This is a genomic window from Macrococcus bovicus, from assembly GCF_030376725.1.
Lineage (GTDB): Bacteria > Bacillota > Bacilli > Staphylococcales > Staphylococcaceae > Macrococcus > Macrococcus bovicus.
The window spans coordinates 1,656,204-1,671,975 of record NZ_CP128470.1; the positions used below are offsets into that span (position 1 = coordinate 1,656,204).

The following is a 15,772-nucleotide window of genomic DNA, read 5'->3' on the forward strand; positions in this document are numbered from 1 at the left end:
TCATCGGTTTATTGTCGCTGGAGCATCTTATCCAGTGCCTGCAGTGCATATGTGGTTGTCTCAGCGTCGACTGTAATCTGATTGCTGAGGTCCTGCGCCACTATTTTATCGAGGCACCAGACAAAATGCGGCAGGTCAATCCGGTTCATCGTCAGACAGGCACACATATAAGGGTTAAGTGAGATAATATCCAGTTCCGGATGATGCTTGATGAGGCGGTTGACGAGATTCATCTCGGTGCCGATTGCCCATTTGGTGCCGGGGGCTGCGTTTTCGATGGTCTGAATGATCTTTCTTGTTGAGCCGTTGTCGTCACTCTGCCGGACGACGTCAAACGAGCATTCCGGATGGACGATGATTCTGCGGTCAGGTTCCGTCCGTCTCAGGTGTTCGATGTTCGCAGTCGTGAATTTCTCATGTACTGAGCAGTGGCCCTGCCAGAGGATAATGCGTATATCGCTCACATCACCTTCATAGATGAGCGTCTGCCTGATCGGATCATAGATGGCCATCTGATCAAGAGGAACACCGAGGTCGTAGGCTGTATTGCGGCCGAGATGCTGATCAGGCAGGAACAGGATGACCTGATTCATGCTGAGGGCCCAGCTGACCATCTTATGTGCATTGCCGCTCGTTAAGCATGCACCGTTCTTACGACCGACGAACGCTTTGATCGCGGCCGTGGAATTGACATAAGTGAGCGGCAGGACATCGATCTGATACTGTTCCTGCAGCAGACGATCGCAGCGCTCCACCTGCTGGATGTTCGCCATATCAGCCATGGAGCAGCCGGCACGCAGGTCGGGCAGCAGGACAATCTGATCATCAGCCGTCAGCATATCGGCTGTCTCCGCCATAAAATGCACCCCGCAGAACACGATATACTTGGCCGCATTGTCCCGGCTGTAGTTAGCGAGTTCCAGCGAATCACCTGTCTTGTCCGCGAATTTCAGCACTTCATCCTTCTGATAGTGATGAGCCGGGATGAAGAGGTCCTTGCCAAGTTGTGCTTTCACTTCCAGCGCTCGCTTCTCAAGCGCCGCCACTGACATCTGCCGGTACTTTGCCGGTAACTGTGCGATATTAAACATTCTGGACCTCCGCTGATAAGTCGAGTGCACGGGCCGCGTAGAAGAGCGCACCGACTGAGATATAGTCGACACCGGTCTGACTGTAGGCACCGATTGTCTCTAAGGTAATGCCGCCAGATGCTTCCGTTGTAATATGAGCAGGGACACGCGTAATCGTTTCGCTGATCATCTCCGGGCTGCAGTTATCGAACATAATGACGTCAGCTCCGGCCTGTACCGCCTCATCCAGCATCTCCGCTGTCTCGATCTCGATTTCCAGCCGGTCCATATGCCCTTTGTAGCGCTCGACACGTCGCACCGCTTCAGTGATGGAGCCGGCGTAGGCGATATGGTTATCCTTCAGCATGATGCCGTCATTCAGTGAGCGGCGGTGATTGGTGCCGCCTGCCGTCCGGACAGCGTATTTCTCGAACATCCCGAGTCCGGGTGTCGTCTTCCTGGTATCCGTCACGCGGCAGCGTCCTTCCACAGCGTCCACATACTGTTTCGTGAGCGTCGCAATGCCGGACATCCGCTGCACGAGATTGAGCACGGTGCGTTCTGCCTGCAGCAGGTCACTGATCCGTCCGTGGATGACCGCGATTTTCTGGCCGCAGGTGATGTGTGCCCCGTCATGGACAAGCAGCTGGACAGCAGCCGGACTCATGATATTGAAGCCGCAGGTGATGACGGCCGCCCCGCAGAAGATGCCTGACTCTTTCGCCAGAAGAGTCATGGTTCCTTCTTCATCATTGAAAAGAGCCGCTGACAGATCTCCGTACTGGATATCCTCCTTAAGAAACATCTTGATTTTCTCTTCGACTAATAATGGATTCATCTTTACCTTCCTTGTCTATGATATAGTGGACGCCGGACGACGGCGCCTTCAGTGCTGCCTGAATGATTTCGAGACAGAGCGCTTGGTACAGCCGTTCAGGCCCCTGTGCCGCCTGGCTGAAGTAGCGCAGTCCCTCCTTCAGCTTCTCTTCCTCGCGGTAAATGCCGCAGTAATCCATCAGCTGTGCCTTATGCCGGAAAGCAGGGAAACTGATGGTTGAAGCAGACAGCTGGCTGAGCGTCCCTCGTGATGCGCGGATAACGGCCGCACACTTCCTGCCCATCGCGAGCCCTTCAAGCAGCGAATTGCTTGCGAGCCGGTTTGAACCGTGGAAACCCGTACAGCTCGCTTCACCGATTGCGAACAGACCGCTGACAGCAGTCCGGCCTGCAGTGTCCGCTTCAATGCCGCCGATCATATAATGGGCGCCTGGTGTGACGGGAATCAGATGCGTCAACCCATACGAGTCCAGACAGCGCCGGATCGCCGGAAAGCGCTCGCTGAAATGCGCAATACGTGAGATATCAAGATAGACTTTCTCCCCCTGCAGCTGTCTGGCATAAATAGCACGGGCCACTACATCCCGCGGCGCAAGCTCTATGCCCTCCATGATACGTTCGCCTGTCTGATTGACCAGCTGACCTCCTGCTCCTCTTACTGCTTCTGATACCAGCTCATTTTTCGGCCCGCTGTCAAGCAAGGTGGGATGAAACTGAAAATAGGCCATATCCACCAGCCGGCAGCCAGCCTCCCGCGCCAGTATCAGCGGAATGGCACTTCTCTCTGAGCGGTTTGTTGAGACGGGATACAGTCCGCTGGCACCTCCTGTCGCAAGCACGACCTGGTCGCCGTCGAACTGGAATGTTCCCGCTGCTGTCTGAAAGACTGCACCGATTATATGTCCATCTTCATGCAGCACTTCCAGCAGATCTCCGGTCAGCATGGTGACTTCCGGTCTTATACGCTGTCCCAGCCACTGGCAGAGGGACTGCCCTGTCCGGTCCTTCATATGGAGAATACGCGGCACACTGTGGGCCGCTTCCAGCGCGAGCTCATAACGGCCGTCCTTCCGGTCAAACGGAATGCCCGCCTCCATATAATCCTGCAGGACAGCGTTCCCGGTCGTGATCATGTCCCGTATCACATCTATATCACCCTGATGGCAGCCGGCCTGGAAGGTGTCCTCCACATGCTGATCAATCCCTGCTTCAAAGAGGGACGTCGCAATGCCGCCCTGAGCAAGCATGCTGCTCGCAGGCTGGTCATTCTGCAGCACGAGGACATGCATCTCCTCCGGCAGTTCATATAACAGGCTCAGTGCGCTGACGCCGCCTCCTACAATCAATAAGTCAAACATTTACAACAACCTTTACTTTTAGTTTACAATAGATTTACAATAATAGTGGCATACAATGACTAAAATGACAAGAGGCGATTTGATGATCTATCTGGATTATGCTGCGACGACACCTTGCTCCCAAGAGAATATGACGCTATATAGCAAGCTGTCCCGCGATTTCTACTATAACCATGAGAGTTTACATGCCGGCGGAGACTACACAAAATCTTTAAGGGAGCATGGTGAGAATCAGTTAGACGAAGTCTTTACAGATAACTTTACAACTATAGTGACGACAAGCGCATCAGAAGGCAACCGCATCGCGATAGACCTCTATCTGCAAGATAAGCCGCATCCTTCTGTACTGGTATCGCCGCTGGAACATCCATCTGTATTTGCCGCACTTGAGCGTTATGAGGCAGCGCTTATCATGCTGCCCATCTTGAACGGCACAGTGGACTTCAGTCAGGTGGAGGCTGTGATCCAGGATGTTGACCTCGTCATCATGCAGCACACTCATTCTGAAACAGGCCTCCTGATGCCCGTTGAGAAGATGGCTGAGCTGTGTCTGCTGCATGACATTCCGTTTCACTGCGACATCGTGCAGGCGGCGGCTAAGCTTCCGGTCAATACACGCGGCCTGTCGTCCTATACGTTCTCCGGCCATAAGTTCTATGCGCTGAAAGGCACCGGTGCCCTGCGCATCAGACGTGATTATCTTCAGCCGCTGAACCCCTATTTCCATCACGAATACGGTACGAAAAACGGTACGCTGGATGTCCCGGCTTTTGCAGTGATGGCCTACGGACTGAAGGAAATGAACAGTCAGCTTGATGTCCATCTCACTTATGTCAGCCAGCTGAAAGAGCAGCTGCTCGCCGCACTGAACACTCATTACACGACACTCGACTATGCGATGAGCCCTTATATCATCCCGCTTATCAGCAATCAGCTGGAGGGGCAGTACATCATGCAGCGGCTGTCACAGCGTGGTATCCTCATTTCTACCGGCACGGCCTGCGGTCATGGTATAATACATTCAACAGGACTGGAGAGCCTGCTGAAGGGTTCCATCAACCAGTACTTCAGAGTGTCGCTCAGTCATCTGACAACCGCTGAGGAAATCGCTCAGCTGGCACAAGCTCTGAATACGATAAGCGAGGAATATCATGACACAATACCGACGACAGCAGATTGCTGACTATATCAGACAACAGAAATATCCGGTTACGGGTGCAGCGCTCAGTGAGACCTTCAATGTCTCAAGACAGATTATTGTCTCAGACATCGCGGTTCTGAAGAAGGACCACCCTATTCAAGCGACAAAACGCGGCTATATTTATCAGATGCCCGAGAAAAGTGGCGGCATCTGCGAACGAACCGTCACTGTCGCCCACACTGCTGAAGAGATGCCGACTGAAGTACGTCTGATTGTTGAAAACGGCGCAATCATCAATGACGTCTCCATCCAGCATCCGATATACGGCCGTATCACAGTGGAGCTGATGCTGACATCTGTTGAGGACTGTGAGCAGTTCAGCCGTCATATGGCTGAAGACAACGGCAGGATGCTCGCGGAATTGACGGACGGCATTCATCAGCATACATTGTCTGCAGCAACAGAGAAGATCCTGGATAATGCGATCAATGATTTAAGAAGACATGGCTTTTTGCTTGAATAAGTTCAGAGTAGCAAGTGCTGCTCTTTTTTATTGGCATTTCATGAGGAGGTTATGATGACACATATAGAAGAACGTGCACAGGAGATTCTGCATGAGACCTACGGGACGGATAGCGCGTTCCGGGCGGGTCAGCTTGAGGCGATTACTGCGGTCGTGAAGAAGGAGAAGACGCTGGTCATCCAGAAGACCGGCTGGGGCAAGTCGATTGTCTATTTCATTGCGACGAAGATTTTACGGGAACAGGGCGCCGGTCCGACGGTGATCATCAGTCCGCTTCTCGCGCTGATGCACAACCAGATTGAGGCGGCAAGTCGTCTCGGTCTGAACGTGGTTACCATCAACAGTCATAACCGCGATGACTGGGAGACTATCTATGCGTCATTCCATGAAGTCGATGCCATTATCGTCTCGCCTGAGAAATTGTCGGACCCGACGTTTATTGAGAGACTGGGTCAGGTCTCAGGTATCGAGATGGTGGTCATTGATGAGGCCCATTCCATCTCAGACTGGGGGCATGATTTCCGTCCGGACTATCAGCGTATTGTCTATCTGCTGCAGTCATTCCCGGACCATATCGCTATCCTCGGTACGACGGCGACAGCCAATGACCGCGTCATCCAGGATATTAAGAATCAGCTCGGTGACGACCTGCAGGTATTCCGCGGCGACCTGATCCGTGACAATATCTCAATTCAGGTGAATCCGTCACAGAGCAAGGTGGAGCGGCTCGCCTTTATCACCGATGCCCTGATACGCCATCCGTATCTTAGCAGGGAGCAAGGTATCATCTACTGCCTGACGAAGAAGGAATGTGAGTCGGTTACGGACTTTCTTGTTCAGCACGGCATCTCTGCAGTCGCTTACTATTCCGGTGTGCAGGACGCGTCCGGTGAAGATATATCAGAAGCGATACTCGAGCAGTTTCATACCGGTGCCGCACGCGTCATCGTCTCCACTGTCAAGCTCGGCATGGGCTATGATAAGGCGGATATCGGCTTTGTCATTCATTTTCAGCTGCCGCAGAATCTGATCGCCTACTATCAGCAGATCGGACGTGCCGGTCGCGACGGCAGGGCGGCGCTCGCCATTCTGTTGCACGGCGATGAGGACGAGGAGATTCTCAAGTCCTTCATCGACAGCGCGAACAAGGACCCTGAGCTGCTGCAGCAGATACTGACGCTTCTCGGGCAGCATCCAGAGGGTCTGAGAAGAAATGATATCCTGCCTTCTTTCAACCTGAGCGTATCGAAACTGGACGGCGTGCTGAAATATCTCTTCGTTCATAACTATATCTACAAGGATAAGAGCCGCTATCTCCTGAACAGGAACCAGCCATTTGATGCCGTGCGTAACGCGCATGTCCAGCAGCAGCTCAATCAGACACGGCTCGCTGAACTGGCACGCCTGAAGGAATTTGTGAGCTATGAGGGCTGCTATATGAAGTTCATCGCCGAGGAACTGGATGCACCGGATACAAAGTCACGCTGCGGCATCTGTGCCTACTGCAGAGGCCGGCAGTTCATTACCCTGGCAGACGACAATCCATATCTCGCTGCGGCCAGAGACTACAAGAATCAGCTGCACGGCATCATCCAGCCGCGTAAGCGCTGGTCCGATAATAAGAAGATTGATGAGGCGCTGCAGTATGAGGCAGGCTGGACCTATACGGTTGACGCCTACTCCCCTATCGGCAGACGTTTCATGCTGGAACGGGATAACGGGCATTATTCAGATAAGACAATGACGACTATCAGCCAGTTCCTGAGTGAACATATCGAAGAAAACAGAATCGACACAGTCGTCGCTGTCCCGAGCGTCAGACGGCCGGACCTCGTACCGGAACTGGCGCGTCATATCGCTGCAGCGCACGACCTTGATTACATCGATGCACTGACGCGTACAGGTGCCGGGGCTAGTCAGCAGGACATGCACAACTCGGTGATGCAGGAGCAGAATGTGCGGGAACATCTAGTGCCAGCTGACAGCCCATCATTAACCGGCCGGCGTATACTGCTGCTAGATGACCTTGTCAGTTCCAGATGGACCCTGACCGTTGCCGCGAGCCTGCTGAAAGAAGCAGGCGCTGCTAAAGTCTATCCGTTCGCGCTAGTCAATATAGGCAGTGACTGATTGTCAGTCCAGCATCTTTTTGCGCATCGCTGCTGTCGGGAGTGGACAGGCTTGTCCGGTGAAATGATGCCGGTTACGCGCAACGAGTTTATAGAGACTGTCTCTAATAGTGGTGGGCACCACTTTGAGGAATCTCACATTGAAACCCAGGTCCAGCAGGATTTCTATGACCGCTTCACTGTAGATGAATGCCTCATCCTCTCTTAAATAAATCACACTATCAATGGACTGCAGCGCTTTGTTAGCCAGTTTCCGCTGCGCTGTCTCAGATTTAAGTGCCGCAAAATGCAGTTGATGAGCTTTATCCAGACGAATAAGCAGACGTATAGCACCGTTACAGATTAAACAGTCATCCTCAAAGAATACGATATTCATATGATAGGCCCCTTTTTAACTCCTATTATAAACTTATTGGCCAACAGCCTCATGGTTGCAGCTTGACTTCAACTCCCAATAATTTACACTAGTGATATGAAGGGTGTGACATAATGAATAGAAGTCAAAAGATAGCGGCTATATTACCCATCTGGTTGATGATGATTGTCTCTTACAACATTATGCTGCATGTTATATTCGACGGCGGTTCTCTACTGAGACTCACGCTGGCCGTCCTGGGTTTTATCTTTATAGCTTCACTCGCCTTACTGGGTGCCTGGACAATATATCAAGACACGAAGAAAGACAACATACAACACCAGGACGATAGCTTGAACTGATCCTAATTAGTAAGATAAATAAAAAACACTCTTGTCCAATTCATATCAAATGAATTGGATAGGAGTGTTTTTTATTATGCATCATCACTGTATCATCCGGCAGAAGAAATATTGATCTCATTTACAGGAAAACGTGATGGATGATAGATATCAGGATTATGATACGTTTCAGTTAACCATCATAAAACTTATTGTTCGCACATCTTTACTGATACTGAGCCAGGATTTCCTGCCATTTGGCCTGGGCTGCTTGGTCGCCAGAAATCTCAAATGACATTTGAGGTCTGAAGTCACCTTTCGTTCCGTCATCTTCGTATTCACCAAATCCCGTTGTAAAACCAACTTGATCGGCCGGACCAATAAGCTCATAGACTACGCCATTATCAGCAAGGAGATATTTGTGAATATCAGTTCCCGGCTTAACTGCCCTAGAATAGCCTTCAGCAGTACTTCCATTAGTTCTTTGTTGCCCAGTTGAGCCATCTTTTGCCGTATAGAAAGCGACACCCCCTATAGCGTGAATCTGAAAACCGTTGTGCCCTGGATTCTCTAAATCCTGTGCCTGCACATCACCGTCAGGCGTCTCAGCATACCAGTCGCCATGCCCTGCTGCACCATGCGTGAACCATTCATCAGTGACCGCCATATTCCCTATCTCCGCTCGCTCACCAGCCCAGTCATAGAAGGCTTGCGTCATCGCTAGTTTGTCATCTTCAGTGAAGGTCTGGTTGGCCTCATTGGATTGATTCTCATTTTCCGGAAGTTGCTGAATCAGTACCACCTGGTCGCCATCAAATAACACGACAATCTTATAACCGTTATTTTTATTGCTGTCATAAATATAAATATCGTGGTCGCTAGATAATGGCGCTGAAGCTTCAGTTTCTGTCGGCATGCCGTATGCCGCTTCTACCTGACTTTTCGTCATTTTCATTGAAGGATTAATGAAGATATTCTCTACATAGCCATCTGGGTAATCGAGCGCGATATCACCGAATTTACCAGTTGTCGGGTACTGTGCTGCTCGACCATGTCCACTGGACTGACCATACAGCTTTTCCACCTCATTGATCGGCATGCCGACGGTGATACCTCCAAATTCATTAATATGATTATGATAAAAATAGTCATTGATAAAGTCTTTTGATAGAATATCGACTTTCCCATCTTGAGTGATATAAGAGATGCCTTCTGACTGCTCTACGGATTTTACCTCTTTCTTTTCCGCTGGTTCAGTCGTTTGCTCTTCAGTTGAAGGCTCTGGCGCTTTAGACTCAGTCACTTTAGTCTCAGTAGTATTCTCTTCCGTTTTCAGGTCAACTGATTTCTGACTTGCTGTCTCTTCCATCTTATCTTCATTTGAACAGGCTGCCAGTAACAACGAAGCTGCTGCCACCATCATCAATCGCTTCATCATGTCCCTCTTTTCTTTTATTTAATCATTTGATATATATTTACATTAATAGTATAAATTATTTGTAATTAAATGGATACCCTTCTACAAAGAAAAAAAGCCCCTGAACTTGATGTTCAGGGACTTTGTGCGATACCACCGGTCGGGGTCGAACCGACACTCCGTGAGGAACCGGATTTTGAGTCCGGCGCGTCTGCCAATTCCGCCACGGTGGCTTGAGTTAAAAACAATATATTAATTATAGAAGAATTTCTGGTTATCGTCAAGATAGAAAAAAGACCAGTTGCCTGGTCTTTTCTTACTGATAGCTGACTGACTGCACGATAAAGGCCTTACCGCTTTTCTCTGCATTGACGGTCAGATGTTTACCGTATGTGCGCGTTGTTGTATAGACTTTGTATTTGCCTGTTTCGTCCTCATTTGTATAGCTGCTATTTTTAACGCTTGTCGCTTTGCCGAGATGTTTCTCCAGGTCTGTGAGCTTCAGTTCCTTGTCACCTTGGAGATCATAACGCAGGGATTTCAGCTGATTGCCGGCTGGTACATTGTAGCTGAGAACCAGGTTCATGCTCTGGCCGTATGTCGCTGATACTGCCTTAACCTTACCTTTCACACGGATGATGTCATCAGATGATGAGTCTCCGATCTTCGTCAGGACTTCTGCTTTTGACATGCCGGGCTTCACACCGAATAACTGATAATCCCCCTTTGTCATCGCTTTGATATTTGCTATTGTCGGGTCTTTAATATCAGCATCCTTCAGCTGAGTCGGATCAATATTTTCTGCACCTTCATAATCAGTTGAGTAGCCACTGACTGTCCATTCCCCAGTCGGGCGTTCAAAGTTGATGGTGAGATGGCCATATGTGCGTGTCAGGAAGTCATCTTTAATATTCTTCGTCTCATTATCATAGAAATCAGTAAAGCTAGACTTACCCAGGTTTTTCTGAATATCCTTCAGCTTGACAGGTTTCTTCGTGCTGTCAAAGAAGAAGCTCTGCAGCTTCATCTGGCTTATTTCAGCATGACGATTTTCTTCACCGGCAGTAAAACTCACGGGGCCGTATGATGCATCAACCATCGCCCATTCATCACTTCTTGTTTCGTACTCGTTAATCGGCGTACCCAGTACTTTTACTGCCTGTGCGTATGTCGTATTCAGTTTAACGCCTTTGACTGCATACGTCCCCTTCTTCAGCTGACTGACTGTCTCTTTGTTCTTCAGATCGGGTAGTGCAATGGGCTTTGCTGCGGCACCTGCTGTTCCTGCAAGACCCGTGGTCATCAGAGTGGCTGCGAGTAAAGTAAATGCTGTTTTTTTCATGCTGACACCTCTTTTTCTAATTAATGTAATTCAATTAAAGTATAGATTGAATTGTCAGAAATTGATAGTCCTTCTGAATATATTTAAGAAAACTTTAAGGTAAATAAAAAAACTCTCCGTCATATAGATGGAGAGTTTCAGAATATAAAAAAGACAGGATTACTCCTGCATCAAAATTCATTTAATTAAGATGGAGGCGCCAACCGGATTTGAACCGATGATAGAGGTGTTGCAGACCTCGGCCTTACCACTTGGCTATGGCGCCTAATGAAAAGCTGGGGTAGCTGGATTCGAACCAACGAGTGACGGAGTCAAAGTCCGTTGCCTTACCGCTTGGCTATACCCCAATGATCAAAGGGCGACTGATGGGAATCGAACCCACGAATGTCGGAACCACAATCCGATGCGTTAACCACTTCGCCACAATCGCCATGGCAGGGGCAGTAGGAATCGAACCCACATCAAAGGTTTTGGAGACCTCTATTCTACCGTTAAACTATGCCCCTACTATTAAGAATGGTGGAGGGGGGCAGATTCGAACTGCCGAACCCGAAGGAGCGGATTTACAGTCCGCCGCGTTTAGCCACTTCGCTACCCCTCCATGCATGGTGCCGGAAAAAGGACTTGAACCCTCAACCTACTGATTACAAGTCAGTTGCTCTACCAGTTGAGCTATTCCGGCATAATAAAAAGATGGCTCAGGACGGAATCGAACCGCCGACACATGGATTTTCAATCCATTGCTCTACCGACTGAGCTACTGAGCCATACAATGGCGGTCCCGACGGGAATCGAACCCGCGATCTCCTGCGTGACAGGCAGGCATGTTAACCGCTACACCACGGGACCACTGTAATTGCGGGAGGCGGATTTGAACCACCGACCTTCGGGTTATGAGCCCGACGAGCTACCAGACTGCTCCATCCCGCGATAATAATAAATAAGTATGCGTATTCTAGTTGTATGCTGAAGTAAAAATAATGGCGGAGGAAGAGGGATTCGAACCCCCGCGAGCCGTTAAGCCCCTGTCGGTTTTCAAGACCGATCCCTTCAGCCGGACTTGGGTATTCCTCCATTATATAAGTGGACCTTGCAGGACTCGAACCTGCGACCCAACGGTTATGAGCCGTTTGCTCTAACCAACTGAGCTAAAGGTCCTAAATCCAAGGTTTCACTATTAAAAAAGTTAGTGGCGGCAGAGGGGATCGAACCCCCGACCTCACGGGTATGAACCGTACGCTCTAGCCAGCTGAGCTACGCCGCCGATATAAAATTGATTATTTAAAATGGTGGAGACTAGCGGGATCGAACCGCTGACCTCCTGCGTGCAAAGCAGGCGCTCTCCCAGCTGAGCTAAGCCCCCATTTTTATGCTTAAAGAAGTAAGTCGGGAAGACAGGATTCGAACCTGCGACCCCTTGGTCCCAAACCAAGTGCTCTACCAAGCTGAGCTACTTCCCGTAGCTATAAATGGCGCGCCCGAGAGGAGTCGAACCCCTAACCTTTTGATCCGTAGTCAAACGCTCTATCCAATTGAGCTACGGGCGCTGAATATTTGAATGGTGCCGAGGACCGGAATCGAACCGGTACGGTAATCACTTACCGCAGGATTTTAAGTCCTGTGCGTCTGCCAGTTCCGCCACCCCGGCTAATATAATAAAGGATTTAAGTCAAAATAATGGAGCGGAAGACGGGATTCGAACCCGCGACCCCAACCTTGGCAAGGTTGTATTCTACCACTGAACTACTTCCGCTTATATGGTGCGGGTGAAGGGAGTCGAACCCCCACGCCGTAGGCGCTAGATCCTAAGTCTAGTGCGTCTGCCAGTTCCGCCACACCCGCAATTAAATTTGAAATAAGGATGAGCCATAGAGGATTCGAACCTCTGACCCTTTGATTAAAAGTCAAATGCTCTACCAACTGAGCTAATGGCTCTAACATGGTGCCGGAAAAAGGACTTGAACCCTCAACCTACTGATTACAAGTCAGTTGCTCTACCAGTTGAGCTATTCCGGCATAATAGAAATGGTGGAGGATGACGGGATCGAACCGCCGACCCTCTGCTTGTAAGGCAGATGCTCTCCCAGCTGAGCTAATCCTCCGTAATAAAACTGCCCGGCAACGTCCTACTCTCGCGAAACGTAAGTCCAACTACCATCGGCGCTAGAGAGCTTAACTTCTGTGTTCGGTATGGGAACAGGTGTGACCTCTCTGCCATCATCACCAGACAGGGTGAGAATATTATACTCTCAAAACTAGATAAGCAAGGAAGAAGAAACCAGGCAAAGCCGGTCAAAAAATCTGATAATTGATTAAGTCTTCGATCGATTAGTATTCGTCAGCTCCACACATTACTGCGCTTCCACCTCGAACCTATTGACCTCATCATCTTTGAGGGATCTTATAACCGAAGTTGGGAAATCTCATCTTGAGGGGGGCTTCATGCTTAGATGCTTTCAGCACTTATCCCGTCCATACATAGCTACCCAGCTATGCCGCTGGCGCGACAACTGGTACACCAGAGGTATGTCCATCCCGGTCCTCTCGTACTAAGGACAGCTCCTCTCAAATTTCCTACGCCCACGACGGATAGGGACCGAACTGTCTCACGACGTTCTGAACCCAGCTCGCGTACCGCTTTAATGGGCGAACAGCCCAACCCTTGGGACCGACTACAGCCCCAGGATGCGATGAGCCGACATCGAGGTGCCAAACCTCCCCGTCGATGTGAACTCTTGGGGGAGATAAGCCTGTTATCCCCGGGGTAGCTTTTATCCGTTGAGCGATGGCCCTTCCATGCGGAACCACCGGATCACTAAGTCCGTCTTTCGACCCTGCTCGACTTGTAGGTCTCGCAGTCAAGCTCCCTTGTGCCTTTACACTCTGCGAATGATTTCCAACCATTCTGAGGGAACCTTTGAGCGCCTCCGTTACTCTTTAGGAGGCGACCGCCCCAGTCAAACTGCCCGCCTGACACTGTCTCCCGCCACGATAAGTGGCGCGGGTTAGAAAGTCAACACAGCCAGGGTAGTATCCCACCAGCGCCTCCACGTAAGCTGACGCTCACGCTTCAAAGGCTCCTACCTATCCTGTACAAGCTGTGCCGAATTTCAATATCAGGCTGCAGTAAAGCTCCACGGGGTCTTTCCGTCCTGTCGCGGGTAACCTGCATCTTCACAGGTACTATGATTTCACCGAGTCTCTCGTTGAGACAGTGCCCAAATCGTTACGCCTTTCGTGCGGGTCGGAACTTACCCGACAAGGAATTTCGCTACCTTAGGACCGTTATAGTTACGGCCGCCGTTTACTGGGGCTTCAATTCGTAGCTTCGCAGATGCTAACCACTCCTTTTAACCTTCCAGCACCGGGCAGGCGTCAGCCCCTATACGTCACCTTACGGTTTTGCAGAGACCTGTGTTTTTGATAAACAGTCGCTTGGGCCTATTCACTGCGGCTCTTCAGGGCTTGCACCCTAAAAAGCACCCCTTCTCCCGAAGTTACGGGGTCATTTTGCCGAGTTCCTTAACGAGAGTTCGCTCGCTCACCTTAGAATTCTCATCTTGACTACCTGTGTCGGTTTGCGGTACGGGCACCTGATCTCTAACTAGAGGCTTTTCTTGGCAGTGTGAAATCGACGACTTCGCTACTTAATTTCGCTCCGCATCACATCCTGACCTTAAGAGTACCGGATTTGCCTGATACTCAGTCTCAATGCTTGCACGTACATAACCAACAGTACGATCGCCTATCCTTCTGCGTCCCCCCATCGTTCAAACAATCTCAGGTGGTACAGGAATATCTACCTGTTATCCATCGCCTACGCCTGTCGGCCTCGGCTTAGGTCCCGACTAACCCAGAGCGGACGAGCCTTCCTCTGGAAACCTTAGTCAATCGGTGGACGGGATTCTCACCCGTCTTTCGCTACTCACTCCGGCATTCTCACTTCCAAGCGCTCCACATGTCCTTACGGTCATGCTTCGACGCCCTTGGAACGCTCTCCTACCATTGTCCTAAGGACAATCCACAGCTTCGGTAATATGTTTAGCCCCGGTACATTTTCGGCGCAGCGTCACTCGACTAGTGAGCTATTACGCACTCTTTAAATGATGGCTGCTTCTAAGCCAACATCCTAGTTGTCTGGGCAACGCCACATCCTTTTCCACTTAACATATATTTTGGGACCTTAGCTGGTGGTCTGGGCTGTTTCCCTCTCGACTACGGACCTTATCACCCGCAGTCTGACTCCCGCACTAAATTATCTGGCATTCGGAGTTTGTCTGAATTCGGTAACCCGAGGGGGGCCCCTAGTCCAAACAGTGCTCTACCTCCAGTAATCATCATGCGAGGCTAGCCCTAAAGCTATTTCGGAGAGAACCAGCTATCTCCAGGTTCGATTGGAATTTCTCCGCTACCCACACCTCATCCGCTCACTTTTCAACGTAAGTCGGTTCGGTCCTCCATTCAGTGTTACCTGAACTTCAACCTGGACATGGGTAGATCACCTGGTTTCGGGTCTACGTCCTGATACTCATTCGCCCTGTTCAGACTCGCTTTCGCTGCGGCTCCGCATCCACTGCTTAACCTTGCATCAAAACGTAACTCGCCGGATCATTCTACAAAAGGCACGCCATCACCCATTAACGGGCTCTGACTACTTGTAAGCACACGGTTTCAGGTTCTATTTCACTCCCCTTCCGGGGTGCTTTTCACCTTTCCCTCACGGTACTGGTTCACTATCGGTCACTAGAGAGTATTTAGCCTTGGGAGATGGTCCTCCCGGATTCCGACGGAATTCCACGTGTTCCGCCGTACTCAGGATCCACTCAGGAGGGAACGACTTTTCGACTACAGGACCTTTACCTTCTCTGGTTGACTTTTCCAAAGTCATTCGTCTAAATCGTTCCTTTGTAACTCCGTATAGAGTGTCCTACAACCCCAGGATGCAAGCATCCTGGTTTGGGCTCTTCCCGTTTCGCTCGCCGCTACTCAGGGAATCGAGTTTTCTTTCTCTTCCTCCGGGTACTTAGATGTTTCAGTTCTCCGGGTGTGCCTTCTCATATGCTATGTATTCACATATGGATAGCATGACATGACTCATGCTGGGTTTCCCCATTCGGAAATCTCTGGATCAGTGCTTACTTACAGCTCCCCAGAGCATATCGTCGTTAGTAACGTCCTTCTTCGGCTTCTAGTGCCAAGGCATCCACCGTGCGCCCTTAATAACTTAATCTGTTATTAATAATGTGATGTCTGTATGAA

The 15,772-nt window shown here is 50.1% G+C and carries 10 protein-coding genes, 22 tRNA genes and 2 rRNA genes; 4 read left to right on the forward strand and 30 right to left on the reverse strand.

Annotated elements, in window-relative coordinates:
- Window positions 1-8: 8 nt before the first annotated feature.
- Genes nadA through QSV55_RS09000 form a run of 3 tightly spaced genes read right to left on the reverse strand, consistent with a single transcriptional unit; the run spans window position 9 to window position 3,265 of the window.
- Entirely contained in the window at window positions 9-1,091 is a 1,083-nt protein-coding gene (nadA, locus tag QSV55_RS08990; RefSeq protein ID WP_289649963.1) for a quinolinate synthase NadA, read from the reverse strand.
- A complete protein-coding gene (nadC, locus tag QSV55_RS08995; RefSeq protein WP_289649964.1) occupies window positions 1,084-1,908 on the reverse strand; it encodes a carboxylating nicotinate-nucleotide diphosphorylase in 825 nt (274 codons plus the stop codon). The genes nadA and nadC overlap by 8 nt, the downstream gene beginning before the upstream one ends.
- Window positions 1,865-3,265, reverse strand: coding sequence for an L-aspartate oxidase (locus QSV55_RS09000; protein WP_289649965.1), 1,401 nt, complete (start codon window positions 3,263-3,265; stop codon window positions 1,865-1,867). The genes nadC and QSV55_RS09000 overlap by 44 nt, the downstream gene beginning before the upstream one ends.
- Window positions 3,266-3,320: 55 nt before the next feature.
- On the opposite strand from QSV55_RS09000, the gene QSV55_RS09005 reads away from it, so the two are divergent.
- From QSV55_RS09005 to QSV55_RS09015, 3 genes are read left to right on the forward strand one after another with little or no spacing between them, the layout of a single operon-like run.
- A complete protein-coding gene (locus QSV55_RS09005) occupies window positions 3,321-4,448 on the forward strand; it encodes a cysteine desulfurase family protein (RefSeq protein WP_289649966.1) in 1,128 nt (375 codons plus the stop codon).
- Entirely contained in the window at window positions 4,417-4,929 is a 513-nt protein-coding gene (locus tag QSV55_RS09010; RefSeq protein ID WP_289649967.1) for a transcription repressor NadR, read from the forward strand. Before QSV55_RS09005 ends, QSV55_RS09010 begins: the two co-directional genes overlap by 32 nt.
- A 54-nt stretch (window positions 4,930-4,983) precedes the next feature.
- Window positions 4,984-7,059, forward strand: a complete 2,076-nt coding sequence (locus QSV55_RS09015; protein ID WP_289649968.1) for a RecQ family ATP-dependent DNA helicase — start codon at window positions 4,984-4,986, stop codon at window positions 7,057-7,059.
- 3 nt (window positions 7,060-7,062) lie between these two features.
- On the opposite strand, the gene QSV55_RS09020 is transcribed toward QSV55_RS09015, so the two are convergent.
- On the reverse strand, window positions 7,063-7,434 hold the full coding sequence (locus QSV55_RS09020; protein ID WP_289649969.1) for a thiol-disulfide oxidoreductase DCC family protein: 372 nt from the start codon (window positions 7,432-7,434) through the stop codon (window positions 7,063-7,065).
- 113 nt (window positions 7,435-7,547) lie between these two features.
- Here QSV55_RS09020 and QSV55_RS09025 point away from each other — a divergent pair, with 113 nt between their 5' ends.
- Window positions 7,548-7,775, forward strand: a complete 228-nt coding sequence (locus QSV55_RS09025; RefSeq protein ID WP_289649970.1) for a hypothetical protein — start codon at window positions 7,548-7,550, stop codon at window positions 7,773-7,775.
- A gap of 205 nt (window positions 7,776-7,980) precedes the next feature.
- Here the strand turns inward: QSV55_RS09025 and QSV55_RS09030 are convergent, their stop codons facing one another.
- The 26 genes from QSV55_RS09030 to QSV55_RS09155 form a co-directional block, all read right to left on the reverse strand.
- Window positions 7,981-9,189: a hypothetical protein gene (locus QSV55_RS09030; RefSeq protein ID WP_289649971.1), complete on the reverse strand. Its 1,209-nt coding sequence runs from the start codon at window positions 9,187-9,189 to the stop codon at window positions 7,981-7,983.
- A gap of 133 nt (window positions 9,190-9,322) precedes the next feature.
- Window positions 9,323-9,404 (reverse strand) — tRNA-Leu (locus QSV55_RS09035).
- Between the two features lie 83 nt (window positions 9,405-9,487).
- Complete coding sequence (locus tag QSV55_RS09040; protein WP_289649972.1) at window positions 9,488-10,513, reverse strand: hypothetical protein; 1,026 nt, start codon at window positions 10,511-10,513, stop codon at window positions 9,488-9,490.
- A 191-nt stretch (window positions 10,514-10,704) separates the two neighbouring features.
- A tRNA-Cys gene (locus tag QSV55_RS09045) sits at window positions 10,705-10,778 on the reverse strand.
- A gap of 10 nt (window positions 10,779-10,788) precedes the next feature.
- Window positions 10,789-10,860 (reverse strand) — tRNA-Gln (locus tag QSV55_RS09050).
- Between the two features lie 10 nt (window positions 10,861-10,870).
- A tRNA-His gene (locus tag QSV55_RS09055) sits at window positions 10,871-10,943 on the reverse strand.
- Window positions 10,944-10,945: 2 nt separating this feature from the next.
- Window positions 10,946-11,019, reverse strand: a tRNA-Trp gene (locus QSV55_RS09060).
- Between the two features lie 11 nt (window positions 11,020-11,030).
- Window positions 11,031-11,114, reverse strand: a tRNA-Tyr gene (locus tag QSV55_RS09065).
- 5 nt (window positions 11,115-11,119) lie between these two features.
- A tRNA-Thr gene (locus tag QSV55_RS09070) sits at window positions 11,120-11,195 on the reverse strand.
- A 12-nt stretch (window positions 11,196-11,207) separates the two neighbouring features.
- Window positions 11,208-11,280 (reverse strand) — tRNA-Phe (locus QSV55_RS09075).
- Between the two features lie 6 nt (window positions 11,281-11,286).
- A tRNA-Asp gene (locus tag QSV55_RS09080) sits at window positions 11,287-11,362 on the reverse strand.
- Between the two features lie 7 nt (window positions 11,363-11,369).
- A tRNA-Met gene (locus QSV55_RS09085) sits at window positions 11,370-11,443 on the reverse strand.
- A gap of 51 nt (window positions 11,444-11,494) precedes the next feature.
- Window positions 11,495-11,587 (reverse strand) — tRNA-Ser (locus QSV55_RS09090).
- 10 nt (window positions 11,588-11,597) lie between these two features.
- Window positions 11,598-11,671: transfer RNA gene (locus tag QSV55_RS09095), tRNA-Ile, on the reverse strand.
- Window positions 11,672-11,703: 32 nt separating this feature from the next.
- Window positions 11,704-11,777 (reverse strand) — tRNA-Met (locus QSV55_RS09100).
- A 23-nt stretch (window positions 11,778-11,800) separates the two neighbouring features.
- Window positions 11,801-11,876: transfer RNA gene (locus QSV55_RS09105), tRNA-Ala, on the reverse strand.
- Window positions 11,877-11,899: 23 nt separating this feature from the next.
- Window positions 11,900-11,973: transfer RNA gene (locus QSV55_RS09110), tRNA-Pro, on the reverse strand.
- Between the two features lie 10 nt (window positions 11,974-11,983).
- Window positions 11,984-12,060: transfer RNA gene (locus QSV55_RS09115), tRNA-Arg, on the reverse strand.
- Window positions 12,061-12,072: 12 nt separating this feature from the next.
- Window positions 12,073-12,161: transfer RNA gene (locus QSV55_RS09120), tRNA-Leu, on the reverse strand.
- Between the two features lie 30 nt (window positions 12,162-12,191).
- Window positions 12,192-12,266: transfer RNA gene (locus QSV55_RS09125), tRNA-Gly, on the reverse strand.
- A gap of 5 nt (window positions 12,267-12,271) precedes the next feature.
- Window positions 12,272-12,355, reverse strand: a tRNA-Leu gene (locus tag QSV55_RS09130).
- 20 nt (window positions 12,356-12,375) lie between these two features.
- Window positions 12,376-12,448, reverse strand: a tRNA-Lys gene (locus QSV55_RS09135).
- A 5-nt stretch (window positions 12,449-12,453) separates the two neighbouring features.
- A tRNA-Thr gene (locus QSV55_RS09140) sits at window positions 12,454-12,529 on the reverse strand.
- Window positions 12,530-12,539: 10 nt separating this feature from the next.
- Window positions 12,540-12,615, reverse strand: a tRNA-Val gene (locus QSV55_RS09145).
- Between the two features lie 11 nt (window positions 12,616-12,626).
- Window positions 12,627-12,741, reverse strand: a 5S ribosomal RNA gene (gene rrf / locus QSV55_RS09150).
- Window positions 12,742-12,821: 80 nt separating this feature from the next.
- Window positions 12,822-15,743: ribosomal RNA gene (locus QSV55_RS09155) — 23S ribosomal RNA — on the reverse strand.
- Window positions 15,744-15,772: the final 29 nt, after the last annotated feature.

Excerpts from the sequence above, each read along its gene's own strand:
- nadC (WP_289649964.1), bottom strand. The coding sequence starts at position 1,908 with ATGAATCCATTATTAGTCGAAGAGAAAATCAAGATGTTTCTTAAGGAG.
- nadA (WP_289649963.1), bottom strand. The coding sequence starts at position 1,091 with ATGTTTAATATCGCACAGTTACCGGCAAAGTACCGGCAGATGTCAGTG.
- QSV55_RS09010 (WP_289649967.1), top strand. The coding sequence starts at position 4,417 with ATGACACAATACCGACGACAGCAGATTGCTGACTATATCAGACAACAG.
- QSV55_RS09025 (WP_289649970.1), top strand. The coding sequence starts at position 7,548 with ATGAATAGAAGTCAAAAGATAGCGGCTATATTACCCATCTGGTTGATG.
- QSV55_RS09030 (WP_289649971.1), bottom strand. The coding sequence starts at position 9,189 with ATGAAGCGATTGATGATGGTGGCAGCAGCTTCGTTGTTACTGGCAGCC.
- QSV55_RS09005 (WP_289649966.1), top strand. The coding sequence starts at position 3,321 with ATGACTAAAATGACAAGAGGCGATTTGATGATCTATCTGGATTATGCT.
- QSV55_RS09000 (WP_289649965.1), bottom strand. The coding sequence starts at position 3,265 with ATGTTTGACTTATTGATTGTAGGAGGCGGCGTCAGCGCACTGAGCCTG.
- QSV55_RS09015 (WP_289649968.1), top strand. The coding sequence starts at position 4,984 with ATGACACATATAGAAGAACGTGCACAGGAGATTCTGCATGAGACCTAC.
- QSV55_RS09040 (WP_289649972.1), bottom strand. The coding sequence starts at position 10,513 with ATGAAAAAAACAGCATTTACTTTACTCGCAGCCACTCTGATGACCACG.
- QSV55_RS09020 (WP_289649969.1), bottom strand. The coding sequence starts at position 7,434 with ATGAATATCGTATTCTTTGAGGATGACTGTTTAATCTGTAACGGTGCT.